10 protein-coding genes and 1 tRNA gene are annotated in these 13,915 nt (G+C 31.9%); 6 read left to right on the top strand and 5 right to left on the bottom strand.

Annotated elements, in window-relative coordinates; translation table 11 throughout:
- Window positions 1-6 precede the first annotated feature (6 nt).
- The gene (locus O5640_RS07205; RefSeq protein ID WP_269611704.1) at window positions 7-1,773 is read right to left on the bottom strand and encodes an aspartate kinase; all 1,767 of its coding nucleotides are present in this window, start codon (window positions 1,771-1,773) and stop codon (window positions 7-9) included.
- A 27-nt stretch (window positions 1,774-1,800) separates the two neighbouring features.
- A complete protein-coding gene (holA, locus tag O5640_RS07200; protein ID WP_269611703.1) occupies window positions 1,801-2,829 on the bottom strand; it encodes a DNA polymerase III subunit delta in 1,029 nt (342 codons plus the stop codon).
- A gap of 58 nt (window positions 2,830-2,887) precedes the next feature.
- On the opposite strand from holA, the gene O5640_RS07195 reads away from it, so the two are divergent.
- Complete coding sequence (locus O5640_RS07195; protein WP_269611702.1) at window positions 2,888-3,520, top strand: precorrin-8X methylmutase; 633 nt, start codon at window positions 2,888-2,890, stop codon at window positions 3,518-3,520.
- Between the two features lie 16 nt (window positions 3,521-3,536).
- Here O5640_RS07195 and mutS read toward each other — a convergent pair whose 3' ends face one another.
- Window positions 3,537-6,317, bottom strand: coding sequence for a DNA mismatch repair protein MutS (gene mutS / locus O5640_RS07190; protein WP_269611701.1), 2,781 nt, complete (start codon window positions 6,315-6,317; stop codon window positions 3,537-3,539).
- Window positions 6,318-6,371: 54 nt separating this feature from the next.
- Here mutS and psbZ point away from each other — a divergent pair, with 54 nt between their 5' ends.
- The 3 genes from psbZ (at window position 6,372) to O5640_RS07175 (ending at window position 7,411) form a co-directional block, all read left to right on the top strand.
- Window positions 6,372-6,680, top strand: a complete 309-nt coding sequence (gene psbZ, locus O5640_RS07185; protein ID WP_269613821.1) for a photosystem II reaction center protein PsbZ — start codon at window positions 6,372-6,374, stop codon at window positions 6,678-6,680.
- Between the two features lie 104 nt (window positions 6,681-6,784).
- On the top strand, window positions 6,785-7,261 hold the full coding sequence (gene ribH / locus O5640_RS07180) for a 6,7-dimethyl-8-ribityllumazine synthase (protein ID WP_269611700.1): 477 nt from the start codon (window positions 6,785-6,787) through the stop codon (window positions 7,259-7,261).
- 78 nt (window positions 7,262-7,339) lie between these two features.
- Window positions 7,340-7,411 (top strand) — tRNA-Gly (locus O5640_RS07175).
- Window positions 7,412-7,660: 249 nt separating this feature from the next.
- Here O5640_RS07175 and O5640_RS07170 read toward each other — a convergent pair.
- The gene (locus O5640_RS07170; protein ID WP_269611699.1) at window positions 7,661-8,158 is read right to left on the bottom strand and encodes a GNAT family N-acetyltransferase; all 498 of its coding nucleotides are present in this window, start codon (window positions 8,156-8,158) and stop codon (window positions 7,661-7,663) included.
- Window positions 8,159-8,379: 221 nt separating this feature from the next.
- On the opposite strand from O5640_RS07170, the gene O5640_RS07165 reads away from it, so the two are divergent.
- Both O5640_RS07165 and O5640_RS07160 read left to right on the top strand, forming a co-directional pair.
- Complete coding sequence (locus tag O5640_RS07165; RefSeq protein WP_269611698.1) at window positions 8,380-8,814, top strand: hypothetical protein; 435 nt, start codon at window positions 8,380-8,382, stop codon at window positions 8,812-8,814.
- Window positions 8,811-12,485: a glycosyltransferase gene (locus tag O5640_RS07160; RefSeq protein ID WP_269611697.1), complete on the top strand. Its 3,675-nt coding sequence runs from the start codon at window positions 8,811-8,813 to the stop codon at window positions 12,483-12,485. Before O5640_RS07165 ends, O5640_RS07160 begins: the two co-directional genes overlap by 4 nt.
- Here O5640_RS07160 and O5640_RS07155 read toward each other — a convergent pair.
- On the bottom strand, window positions 12,469-13,449 hold the full coding sequence (locus tag O5640_RS07155) for a GDP-mannose 4,6-dehydratase (RefSeq protein WP_269611696.1): 981 nt from the start codon (window positions 13,447-13,449) through the stop codon (window positions 12,469-12,471). The genes O5640_RS07160 and O5640_RS07155 overlap by 17 nt on opposite strands.
- Window positions 13,450-13,915: the final 466 nt, after the last annotated feature.

Below are 13,915 nucleotides of genomic sequence, written 5' to 3'. Positions count from 1 at the left end.
TATTTTTTAGCTTTCATTCTTTCCTAATTTAAAATAAGAATGAATTTCATTTAATGCTTTTTCACCATATTTTTCTGAGATAATACAAGTTGTTCTTATTTCGCTCGTTGCTATCATTTCGATATTGATTTTTTGATTTGCTAGTGCTCTAAATATTTTACCGGCTGTTCCTTTTGTAAAAGGCATACCAGATCCTACTGCGCTAATTCGAACTATGGCTTCCCCTTCTTCGAGTTTTGAACCCTGCCAATTTGAAATCAATTCTTCCAAGGCATATTTAGCCTGGCTTCTATCATTTTTCTTTAATGTGAAACTAATATCTTTTGTTTTATCTTTATGCTTTCTTTCTGATTGAACTATTGTATCTAAACTGATGTTTTTCTCAGCTAATGTGGAACAAATAGTGGAAGCAGTCCCTGGCTTATCTGGAACATTCTTCACGCAAATTTGTATTTGATCTTTGTCTAAAGCCACACCCCTTACTTCGGGCTCATTGTTATTTTCAACCGAAGGATTCAGAGTGATTTGTTTATCAGTTAGCTTGAAAACTTCTCCTACATTACGTAATGCTTTTTTTCCTAAATCTGCATCAATAACACAACTTACTTTGACTTCACTAGTTGCTATCAGTCTTATATTAATAGCAGAATCAGATAGAGTTTGGAATAGAGATGATGCTATTCCAGGCCTCCCCATTATTCCAGCTCCATAAATGCTTAGTTTTGTTAGACCCTGTTGAGACGATATTTCACCTCCAATAATATTAATGAGTTTTTTACATTGAGTTAGTGCATTATTTAATTCAGTTTCTCTAACAGTAAAAGTAATATCGTTAGAATTGATCTGGTGTGTTGCTTGAATAATGAGATCGACATTTACTCCACCTCCTGATAAAGATTCAAAAAGCTCAGCAGCAATTCCTGGACGATCTGGAATATTTGATAAAGCTACTACTGCTTGATTTTCAACAAGTTCTAACCCATCGACAGGACTACGATGTTCTATCCCACCTTTAGAAAAAACATGATTCTTTTTACTTGTTAGAGTCGTTCCATCAAGGTTGTCCCAACTTGACTTCACAACAAGAGTTACCCCGAAATTTCTGGCTATTTCAACTGCTCGAGGATGCAAAACAGCTGCTCCAAGGCTAGCCAGCTCTAACATTTCATCACAACTAATATTTTTCATTAATTTTGCATTTTTAACAATTCTTGGATCAGTTGTTAAAACGCCTGGAACATCGGTATAAATTTCACATTTTGCCGCCCCCAGAGATGCTGCTAAAGCGACTGCAGAAGTATCTGATCCTCCTCTTCCTAAAGTTGTGATTTCAGCAATTCCTCCTATGCCAAGACTGGTACCTTGGAATCCAGCAATGACTATGATTTTTCCTTGATCTAAGAGATTTTTTATTCGTTCTGTTTTTATATCGAGTATTCTTGCTCTTCCATGAGCTGATTCTGTGATAATTCCAGCCTGAGTTCCAGTTAACGAGATTGCTGGAGTGCCCAATTCATTCAGGGCCATTGTCAATAATGATATTGAAACTTGTTCCCCAGTTGATAGGAGCATATCCATTTCTCGATGAGGAGGGTCAAGAGTTATTTCTGAAGCTAGTTTTGTCAACTCATCAGTTTGATGTCCCATCGCCGAAACAACAACTACCAGATCATTGCCTTTCTCTTTATTTAATTTGATTCTTTGCGCGACAGCTTTTATTCGCTCAACGCTTCCGAGAGAGGTGCCGCCATATTTTTGAACCAGCAATGTCATTGAACTCTCGATAACTTGTTGATTATTTCAGTTATTAGTCAAAATTTTACTTTCTGTTAGCAGATTATCTTTAAAAGAATCGATTGGATTGATTCCTGATTTTATTGCCGCTTCGATTTTTAAAAGTTTTTTCATTAATGTCAGCAATGACTCCAACGATTTGCCTTGAATTTGTTTGCGAATTACATAAATACGTTTTGGATTAGCGATTCCAGCAAATTTGGCTATTTCTTTGACGTCCTGATTTCCCTGCGAATCTAATAGATGTACCCAAAGCCATCCTCTTGATTGACCAGTTAGCGTTGTAATTAATCTTAAAGCTGGTTCTCCATTTTGAAGTAAGGATTGAATTTTATTTAGAGCTATAATTCTCTCTTCTTTCAGTAGGAAATTGGCAATTTCGAGTGCATTAGTGGAATTATTTTGAATTAGTTTTTTGACTAGTTCTTTTGAGATTTCTCTTGGTTCATTTGTATTCAATTTTTTATCAATTGTCTCAGAAAATAATGAGAGTTTTTGAAGCTCTGCATTAATTAAAGAGCTATCATTTCCTATACTTTCTACTATCAAATCAATTGTTTCATAATTCATTTTTAGATTTAATTGATGTAAAATACTTTTGACTAGATTCCGTTGTCCATTGATATCCCATGGCAGCGGAAGAATAAAACTTTTTTCTTGTGAAAAGGGATTTGATTTTATACTTTTTTCTATTAACTTTGTGGTCTTAAGTCTTTTGTCTGGTTTATTTGAATTATATAAAATTAGATGTGTATTATCAGGTATTAATTTAATTGCTTGTTCCAGTTTATTAGCTAGTTCAATAGAACATCCGTTACAAAAAGGGCTTCTTCTAACTAGTACAACTCTACCTCCGCTTCCTAAAGGGGCGCTTTGAACCTCTTCTAGGGCTCTGAAATTTTGTTTTGGGTCATTTCCATCTATTTGACTGTAGTTAAAACTTTTCCATGATGGTTCAATAACTGTTTGAATTATTTTTTCTGTTTCCCTGTTACAGGCTTCATAATCATCACCCCATATTAAATGTATTGGCATGACTTAGATATATGTTATTAAAAGGATTTTGATCTTAAATTAGCCAAAGAAATTTACAGTGAAAACACCAGAACATCCAATTTTTCTAGAAAGTATAAAATATATTAGATCTAAACTAGGCATTACTCAGCTGGATACGGTTCAGCAATCAATTTTAGAACGTATTATTCATTCCAGTGGTGACTTTACCCTGCAATCATGCCTGAAGTTCAGTCCCAGTGCTTGTGAGAATGGGATTAATGCATTGCAAAATGGTGCCACGATTTTAACTGATACTTATATGGCAAAGTCGGCAATATCACCAATGGCTAAAAGGACTATAAATTCCGATATTCAATGCATTTTGGGTATGGCTCCTAAGTCAATTGATTCAAGTGTCACAACTAGAAGTGAAATTGGTATGAGAAAAATTTGGTTAGATTTTAAAGAGAAAGAGAAGTTATTAACCCCTCCAATAGTAGTGATTGGGAGTTCGCCCACAGCTTTAATTTCTTTATTAGATCTTGTTGAATCTGGTTACGCAACACCAAGTTTAATTATTGGAATGCCAGTTGGATTTATAGGTGTTTCAGAGAGTAAAAGTCGTTTATTGAATAGTGAATGTTCATATATTGTCTTGGATGGTTCTAAAGGAGGAGCATCTTTAGCTGCAGCTGCTACCAATGCATTATTGAGAGCTGCTGAGACTTGAACTATAAAAATAATTGTTATTTATAGCTTTTAATTGGTTGGGTAACCTGAATATTTTTGGAGCTATTTTCCTCAAGATTATTTAAAATTTTCTTTGCGTCTTTGACTACTTCTTTAGGTACTCCCGCAAGCCGAGCAGCTTCAATTCCATAGCTTTTATTTGCCCCTCCTTTTGCAACTTTGTGAAGAAATGAAAGTGAATTATTTTTATATTGAACAAGAACTTGGTAATTTTCTACATTATTTATATATTCAGAAATTTGATTTAACTCATGATAATGAGTTGCAAAGATTGAACGACTTTTAATATTTTTGGCTAGGAATTCGCTTACCGCCCAGGCAATAGATAAGCCATCAAAAGTTGAAGTACCTCGTCCAATCTCATCTAATAAAACTAACGAGTTTTCAGTCGCATTATTAAGAATGAAGGCTGTTTCAATCATTTCAACCATGAAAGTTGATTGGCCTGAAGCCAAATCATCTACTGCTCCAACACGTGTGAATAGTTGATCAGAGATGCCAATTTGTGCTGATTTGGCTGGGATCCAACTTCCAATTTGAGCCATTATTTGCAAGAGGCCTACTTGTCTTAAGTAGCAGCTTTTACCACTGGCGTTTGGCCCTGAAAGAATTATTAGATCAGTTTTAGAGCCAAGATCGACATCATTAGCAACGAAAACTTTATCAACTAGAATTTGTTCAACTACAGGGTGACGACCTTTTACAATTGATAATTTTCTTGATTTTTTTTTATTTTCATTTTCAACTATTTGAGGTTTGACGTAGTCACTTGTAGCTGCTAATTCTGCTAAGCCAGATAAAACATCTAAGCAAGAAATTGCTTTTGCAGCCTTTCTAATAATATTGGATTTATTTCCAACAAGAATTCTAAGCTTACAAAAAATTTCATATTCAAGTTGAGATATGCGTGCCCTGATTTGGAAGATTTTTCCTTCTCTTTCCTTAAGACCAGGAGTCACAAAACGTTCTTCATTAGTTAGGGTTTGTCTTCTGATCCAGTGATCTGGAACATTAAGCGCTTTTGATTTGCTAACTGCTAAAAAGTATCCAAAAGAACGATGATATTGAAGTTTCAAACTATTAATATTACTAATCTTTCTTTCCTTTAATTCTTGAGATTTGAGCCATGAATTTTGATCATCAAGTTGGTTTCGAAGTCCGTCGAGAATAGGATTTACACCATCATAAATTAGGCCACCGTCTGTGAGGCTAAGGGGAGGATTTTCTATTATTTCATTATTTATTTTTGAAGCAATTTCTAATAATTCTTTATCTAAATTTATAACAGATTCAAAATATTTTGTTTTTTCAAATATTGAGTCTTTTAAATGCTTTTTAATTAAAGGTAAACGGTTAATACCCTCTGCAATTGCAACTAAATCTCTCGCTCCTGCTTGTTGTGCGCCTGCTCTACCTGAAAGGCGCTCTAGGTCACCCATAGATCGTAGTATTTTACGAATATTCCTTCTTAAATTCGATGATTCAACTAGTAAGCCAATTATATCTTGTCTATTCTTAATGGCGGAGATATCGATTAACGGTTCATCTAACCACCTTCTTATACATCTTCCTCCCATGGCCGTTAATGTTCTATCAATAGCCCACAGTAATGAACCATGAAATTGCCCATTTTTTTGAGTTGTAGTTATTTCTAGATTTCTGCGTGTTTGATTATCTATAATTAAACCTAATTTGTTCTTTTTTATGTGAGGATAATCAATACATATGTTTGTCTTAATTCTTTTTTCATTTTCGATGTTTAGATTTGGATGAGTTTTATTTAAATAGGATATTAATCCTCCAATTGTTTTGATCGATATAGAATTAGAATCTATTCCTAATCCATTAATCTCATTAAGTTCATAATGATTTTTAATGGCTATTTCAGCTTCGAATTTTGAAAATGACGTTTGATTAAATTCAGTTATTTCTATTATTCCTTCAAACCAGCTTTTATTGGAAATGGAGGTTTTTTCTGATATGACTTCGGCTGCTTTTAATTTAATTAACTCTTGACGTAAATTATTAGTGTCTCTACCTTCTTGAACTATAAATTCACCTGTACTGACATCTATTTTTGCTAGAGACCAATTAATTATTTCTGGATTTGAGTTGGATTCTATTAGAACAGAAGCTAACCAGTTATTTTGTTTTGCACTTAACATTCCTTCTTCCAAAACGGTGCCAGGAGTTATTAATCTAGTGATTCCTCGTTTGATTAATTTATTTCCTTTCGATGGGGCCGCTTCAAGTTGATCGCAAATCGCTATTGAAAGCCCTTTCTTAATTAGTTCTGTGCAGTAACGATCAGATGCATGGTGCGGTATGCCAGCCATTGGGACTTTGCCAATTTTTTTTCCACCTTCTTTGCTTGTTAGTGTGATTTCCAAAAGCTGTGAGAGTTTTATTGCATCTTCAAAAAAACATTCGAAGAAATCTCCAAGTCTATAAAGCAGAACGCGTTCAGGATTTTCAATTTTGAGCTCAACGTAGTGTCTTAATGCAGGAGTAAGATCATCAATTTTGGGTAAATTATGGTGTGACCATTTAGGGTCTTCGATTTCAGAGGTAGAAAAAGTATTTGGATCAATTATCTGATTAGCCTTTTGAGGCCCTCTTTGTACGCGGGGCCTTGCTAAGGCATCATTTTTTAGTTGATGATTTGAAAGATTCTCGTTCGAAATATCAAGAGTTTCATCTTGCTCATTTTTACTAAGAACGCTCGGCTCTTTTTCTTCAAATAGACTGCCTTGAATGGGATTTGGGCTGGCAGCCATTTCAACACTAATCGCTTAATCAATGCATATTAGAAGAATTAATTATTTTTGCATGTGAAGCCTCGCTACAAATATGAAGAGGAATACCTCAAAAAAACAGTTACATGGGACAATTATTGGATTAGAGAATTTTCTGCAAGTTCAACTATGTTGGCTATTAATTCAATCGTTGCGAACGCGCTTTTGTTTTCATCATTGCTTTTGGTGATTGGTGTTCCTGTTTTTTACATGACACAAACCAATCCTGAGGACAATAGAAATCCCAACATTAAAAAGATAGAAATCCTAGCAGGAGTCTGGTTCCATCTAGTTCTTCTTCAAGCCTTAGTTGGTGAATACATCACTCATCAAATGAGTGTCTAAGTTTCGTAGTTTACAAAAATGCTTATATAGATAGTTTTTTTTAATTGTGGTTTTAAATTTACGCATAAGAGGTTACTGTTAAAAGGTATTAAAAGCCTTAAAAAATGGCAACGATAGAAGGTACCTTTGAAAAATCATCGTCTTTAAAAGCGGCTATTGTTGTAGCAAGATTTAATGACTTAATTACCAATAAACTTTTAAGCGGTTGTCTTGATTGTTTGTCTAGACATGGTATTGATGTAACAGAAACAAGTAATCAGTTAGATATTGCATGGGTGCCAGGGTCATTTGAGTTGCCAATTATTTCTCAAGAATTGGCTAGGAGAGGAAAATATGAGGTCATTATTACCTTGGGCGCAGTCATTAGGGGTGATACTCCTCACTTTGATGTTGTTATATCAGAAGCAAGCAAAGGGATAGCAACTGTCTCTAGAGAAACAGGAGTTCCAATAATATTTGGTGTGCTAACTACTGACACAATGCAACAGGCTTTGGAGAGGGCAGGCATTAAGAATAATCTTGGATGGAATTATGCTTTGCAAGCGTTGGAAATGGGATCCCTAATGAAGTCTTTGAGTTAAACAAATTTTCAATTGAAAAGATCATTTGACCTTTTAACCTCTTTTGAGGCATGCTTGTAAGCGAATTATATTCTTTATGCGGATGTAGCTCAGTGGTAGAGCATCTCCTTGCCAAGGAGAATGTCGAGAGTTCGAATCTCTTCATCCGCTTATATAAACATTTTGTTTCAATAACTTTTGAATCTTTACAGTTGAATAAAATTTAAAATATAACCTAAATGAAAACTTTTCCAAAGCTTATAATTTTAATTAATCAAGAAAGGAAAATATTTAATTAATCTAAAAATATTAATTAAATAAGTGAAAAATTTGCAGTCATTAATAGATAAATAAGCTAATAATATTTCTAATTTATAAGACATAAAAATGATATAAATCTATTAAACATAATAAATATATTTATAGTTTTTCTAATAACATCAGATCTTGATTTTTGACTATTTTAAAACCTAATTGCTGATAAAAATCACTGCTTTTTGTGGTCATAAGATAAATTTTTTTTGCTTTCTTAATGGCCTTAGAATTTAATAAGGTTTTTACTATGATTTTTCCGTATCCATATCCTTGCAGGTCATCTGTTACTACGACATCCCATAAAACAGCTCGAAAACTGTAATCACTCGTTGCTCTTCCGAAGCCTATAAGTTTTTTGCAATTCCATAGTGTTATTACAACATCACTATTTGCTAACATTGTTTTTAACTGGTTTTCATCTCTTCCTTTAGCCCAAGAGGTATTAAGATCTAAAAGATTTTTTAGCTTTTTTAGACCGTTACTTGGAATGAAAAATGGACCTAAGCCTAGAAACCTTAAGCCAGGTGCTCCAGTAGTATGCTTTATCACGCATATTTCCCTCTTAAGTGGTTCATTTATACTTGAATTTAATTCACCAATCATTGAATAAATTCATACGTTTCTTAGTAATATAACTTGTACGCTCAAGGATTATATTGAATTACGTATTTGATGTTTTGTTTTCACGAGTACTTGATTAGGTATACTGAATAGGAGTTTGGGTTTGATGATGGATTTAGACTTTGAATCAACGAGTATAGATTTACTTTTGAATTAAAAAGGTAACATAATTTGTTAATAAACCAGATTTAATTTCAAAACTTATGAAAAAACAAATTTATAATTTTTTAAAATTCAAAATTATTTTTTTTCGATTAAGAAAAAAAATTTATTCTATTATTAAGCTTCTTTTCTGGAAAGTATTTGATCATTTTACTAAATCTAGTATTTTAGTTAGTCCTTTTTTTGGTAATACTTTAAGAAAAACTATTCATAAAATTTTAAAACTGACAATTAAGATTTTAGAGTATGTTGGATTTTCTTTTTTTACGAAAAGAATCATTAGCAGGTATATCAATATAAAAAATTTAAAAAATCTAAAAAAAGATCTTAATATTCAATATTCTTCTGAAGTAGTAAATTCGAATCAAATTGATTATGAAAGTAGACTTCTATCAATGTATTCATCTTCCTCTAAAGCTAAAAAAATTAACCAAGATTTAATGCTTTTGTTAGATAGGAGATCTTATTCAGAATGAAAATAATTATTGATCTACAGGGTTGTCAATTAGATGGACATCGTGTAAGAGGAATTGGTAGATACTCTTTATCATTAATCAAAAAATTAATAAGAATTTCTATCAATCATGAATTTATATTATTTGCTAATGCATGTTTAAATAATATTAGCAGTGATTTTGAAGAGGAACTATTAGAATTTAAAAATCGTGTCTCTTATGTTAAGTGGTATGGACCTAACTTAAATGTATTAGAAGTATCAAATAATCAAGTTCGCTTTGAAGTGGCTAAGAAATTAAGATCTTATGCATTATCACTGATCAATGGAGATATTTTACTTTTAACTAGTTTTTTTGATGGATATAATGATCAATCTGTGATTTCATTAGATCATAAATTTAATTTACCACCAGTAGCTAGTGTAATTCATGATTTAATACCTCTTTCGCATCCAAAAGATTATCTAGATATTAATTTAGGTTATAAACAATTTTACTTAAATATGCTAGAGGAGTTAAGTTCAATAGATTGTTTTTTGACAAACTCTGAATTTACAAAAAATGAACTTAAAAGATTAACAAGTCTTGATCCTAATCTTATTTTTAATATTTCATCTGGATGTAATAAAGAAATCTTTAATCCTAATGTTAATCAGGCAGATAAGTTATTTAGAGAAAAAAACTTAGGTCTATATATTTTATATTGTGGTGCAGCAGATCCTAGAAAGAATCTAAAGCGATTACTTAAATCTTATTCATTGTTAAAAGATAACTTAAAAACAACTTATAAAATAATTCTAGTTGGTGAAATAGGAGAGTCTGCATTAAAGGATATATATTCTTGGCGAGATCAATTTGAGATTAGTGATGATCAATTATTGTTGATGGGTTTTGTAACCGATGAAGAATTAGCGGCACTGTATCGTAATTGCAGTCTATTTGTTTTCCCATCAATTCATGAGGGTTTTGGCCTTCCAGTTTTAGAAGCAATGTCATGTGGTGCTCCTGTTATTGCATCTAATAGAACAAGTATTCCCGAAATACTTGGAGAAAGTACTTATACATTTAATCCTTATAACATTGATGAAATTACTTTATTAATAGAAAATTGTTTGGAGAATCAAATATTATTGAATAATCTTAAGAAGAATTCAAAAGAAAGATCATCTTTTTTTTCATGGGATATTACTGCCAATCTTGTATTGGAGAAATTAGAGCAATTAGTTCAATCGAAAAAATCTAATTCTATTAGATTTGATGATTGGAATTTGATTTCAGAATATAAAAGATCATCTTATAACTTAATTCTAGATTCACTCATTTCTGATTTGGCTACTTGTTCTGAGGATATGCATTTGAAGAAATTAGTAAGGGTTATATCAACCTGCATTCATTTAATACAAGTAGAATTTGATTTAGACTTAAGAGCTTTTCAATTTAATAAAAATAAGTCTATAAATTGGCAGATAGAAGGTCCATTTGATTCCAATTATAGTTTATCAATATTGAATCAAGAAATTGCACTTGCAGCTAATGAATATAATAATTTAAATTTAAAAATAAATATTACTGAAGGGTTAGGTGACTATAAGATAGATTATTTATTTTTAAAGGACCATCCAGCATTATTTAATTTATTTAATTCGTCACAAAGCAAACAAAATAAAAAATTCATTCTCAGTCGAAACATGTATCCTCCTCGGGTTCATGATATGGATTCTCGATTTAATTGTTTGCATGCATATGGTTGGGAAGAAACTGGTTTCCCTGCTGATTGGGTCAATGATTTTAATCAATATCTACAGGGCATAACAGTTATGTCTGCTCAAGTCAAAAAAACTTTAATAGATAATGGTGTTTCTATTCCAATCCATATTTGTTCTTTAGGTATTGATCATATTAGGAAAATTAAAGTAGACACTAGTTATGTTATTCATGCAAAAAAATATAAATTTTTACATATCTCTTCTTGTTTCCCAAGAAAAGGGATCGATTGTTTATTAGAAGCTTATGGAAACAGTTTTTCTAAGGATGATAATGTAAGTTTAATAATTAAAACATTTCCCAATCCACATAATAATGTTTTCAAATTACTAAAATATCATCAATCAATTAATGATAAATATCCTCATGTTGTAGTTATTGAGGAGGACTTAAAACTTCCTCAAATCAAGTCATTATATCTTCAATCAGATTGCTTAATAGCGCCTAGTCATGGAGAAGGATTTGGTCTCCCAATAGCTGAAGCGATGGCTTTAGAAATACCAGTAATGACAACTGCTTGGGGGGGGCAACTTGACTTTATTGATAGCTCTAATGCTTGGTTAATAGACTATAAATTTGCCTATTCAAAGTCACACTTTAATATGTTTTCTTCGGCCTGGGCGGAACCACGTGCAGAGGATTGTGCATTGTTAATGAAGGAGATTTATAATACCTCTATCAACGATATTAAGTCTAAAACATTACTCGCTAAGGAGCGTGTTCTAGCTCTGACATGGGATAATTGTGTTAAAGAGAATTTATATATATTCAATAATTTTCAAGCAGTTAAGAGAAAAAAGAATTCATTAAGAGTTGGTTGGGTAACAACTTGGAATTCTCGATGTGGCTTGGCTTCATACTCTCGCTATCTAATACAAAACTTAGTTACAGAAGTAAAGATTTATGCTCCAATAGATGAAGAAATAACGGAAACTGATGAAAAAAATGTAAATAGATGTTGGAGCATTAATAGACCATTAATTGATTTAAAAAGATCTATTATAAGAGATAAAATTACAACATTAGTAATACAATTTAATTATGGGCTTTATGATTTCTCTGAATTGAAAGAGTTAATAGATTTTTTAAAAAGCAAATCTATCTCTGTGATTATATTTCTACATGCCACTTCTGATCCTAAATTTGACCCTAATAGAAAGCTCTCTAATATCAAAGATGCCCTAATTAAATGTGATCGCTTGATGGTTCACTCACCAAATGATTTGAATCGATTAAAACTCATAGAATTAACTAAAAATGTTTGTCTTTTCCCTCATGGAATTTTACCTTTTAATATGAATTTAGATAAAAAAGAAAAGTCCTATACTTCCTATGTTTTAAATAATAAAAGTCATATAGAAAATAAAATAAAATTAGCAAGTTATGGTTTTTGCCTGCCCAATAAAGGTTTTCCTGAATTGATATATGCAGTTAAGATTTTAAGAGATAAAAAATTAAATGTCAGTTTGAATTTAAGAACTGCAAGTTATAGCCAAGATTATATCTGGTTTTATAATCAATTAGTATCATTAATAGAACAACTTGATTTGAAGGAATATGTTTCTATAGATAATCATTATCATGACGATATTTCGACACTTGAATGTTTGTCCAAAGTCGATTTAATTGTTTATCCTTACCAGTATTCTAATGAGTCTTGTAGTGGTGCAATCAGACAGGGGTTAGCCAGTGGAACTCCTGTAGCAGTAACACCTTTATCAATTTTTGATGACGTTAAACCTGTAATTTATGAATTGCCGGGTTTGAGCTCCGAAGATATTGCTAAAGGAATTCAAGATTGGTTTGTAAAAGGTAGTAATTTTAGAAATCAGAATATTAATTCTTCTGCATTTGCAACTTGGAGAAAAGAACATTCTTTTAGTTCTCTTGGTATTAGATTACAAGGAATAATTAATGCGTTGAGTTGATATTATCTTTGCAGAAAATTATTTCATGATTGATCATATTCTCTATGATTTGACTAATCTTCAACCTAGATTCCCAACCCAACTCTTGTTTCAATTGTATTGGATTACCGAAGTTTCGAGATATTTCTGATCTGCGAAAAAGTTTTTTATCAATTTCGACGTAATCTTCCCATTTCAAGCCTAGTTTCTCGAAGGTAATCTGTATAAAATCTTTTAACTTTGTAAGAGTGCCTGTGCAAATTATTTGATCCTTTAAAATTTTTGATCTTGTTATAATTTGCATTGCTTCAACATATTCATCAGCCCAACCCCAATCTCTAGCAATATCAATGTTTCCAACTTTCAGCTTATGATTTTTATTTTTTAGACACTTTAGTGCATTTTTAATTATTTTTTTAGTTACAAATTGATCTGAACGAAGAATTGATTCATGATTAAATAATATTCCTGAGACACAGTTCAATTTATAAACTTCTCTATAGAATTTTACATAATTCAGGCAACACGCCTTTGCAATTCCATAAGGACTTTGTGGATTTGGAGGAGTAGAGCGTTTGGCAGCTAAATTTGTTTCGCCATAAATCTCACCACTCCCGGCAAAAAATATTTTGCCGTCATATTGAACTTCTTTGGATGACTGAAGGATGTTGACTGTGGCATTAACGATGCTTTCAAGTGTTTCGCTTACTTCTACATATGATTTCCCAACAGATGATTGTGCCCCAAGATTATAGATTTCAGAGGGATGAAATCTGTCAATAGCTTTTTTGATTACTTTAGGGTTTTTGAAATCAATTTGATGAATTTCAAAATCCTTACTAATTCCTAATAATTCATGGTTGTTTCTGTTTGGGTCTGATTTTCTTGAAAATCCAATGACTTTAAATTTTTTTTTAAGCAGGGATTGGCAAATCAATGATCCGTCTTGTCCCGTACATCCAAAAACAAATATGGTTTGGCTCACCAGAGAGTATTTATATCCAATTCATTTTCACATTAACTCAGGTTAAAAACATGAATTTAGTTGAAAAAGATATTGTGATTTGAAAATATTTTTATATTTCTGATATTTCATTGAGTCTGTGTCAGTTTTCCAACCGCACAAGATTGCAAAGGATTGTTGGATGTGTGCATATGTATTTCTAATGCAATGAAATGGCCTTGAAATTCCCTAATCAATTGGGGGGACTTCGTTTTCAAAATTATTTGTTTTAAAAAAAGAAACATTTTGTCTTGTGTTTTTGTCTGTAAAAATGTTTGGAAATGTCTTTTTTTCCAGTTATTTCCCTTTGGACAGTTCTTTTTATACACCAAATACTCTGGAGAAATACCTAATTACATGTATATTTGGAGCGTTATAAAACCTTTTCTATTTATAGAAGGGTTCCGATACAGAGAAAGCCAGGCTTCTTACCAGGAGTTTTGGCTTT

The sequence above is a fragment of the Prochlorococcus marinus str. MIT 0912 genome (assembly GCF_027359595.1).
Classification (GTDB): Bacteria; Cyanobacteriota; Cyanobacteriia; order PCC-6307; family Cyanobiaceae; genus Prochlorococcus_B; species Prochlorococcus_B marinus_C.
The sequence above is the reverse complement of the archived record's forward strand: the minus strand, read 5'-3'. Positions and strand labels throughout refer to the sequence as shown.

What these genes read in the sequence shown, in the direction of transcription:
- O5640_RS07205 (WP_269611704.1), bottom strand. Translation starts at nt 1,773, where the DNA reads ATGACATTGCTGGTTCAAAAATATGGCGGCACCTCTCTCGGAAGCGTT.
- holA (WP_269611703.1), bottom strand. Translation starts at nt 2,829, where the DNA reads ATGCCAATACATTTAATATGGGGTGATGATTATGAAGCCTGTAACAGG.
- mutS (WP_269611701.1), bottom strand. Translation starts at nt 6,317, where the DNA reads ATGGCTGCCAGCCCAAATCCCATTCAAGGCAGTCTATTTGAAGAAAAA.
- ribH (WP_269611700.1), top strand. Translation starts at nt 6,785, where the DNA reads ATGGCAACGATAGAAGGTACCTTTGAAAAATCATCGTCTTTAAAAGCG.
- O5640_RS07170 (WP_269611699.1), bottom strand. Translation starts at nt 8,158, where the DNA reads ATGATTGGTGAATTAAATTCAAGTATAAATGAACCACTTAAGAGGGAA.
- O5640_RS07165 (WP_269611698.1), top strand. Translation starts at nt 8,380, where the DNA reads ATGAAAAAACAAATTTATAATTTTTTAAAATTCAAAATTATTTTTTTT.
- O5640_RS07160 (WP_269611697.1), top strand. Translation starts at nt 8,811, where the DNA reads ATGAAAATAATTATTGATCTACAGGGTTGTCAATTAGATGGACATCGT.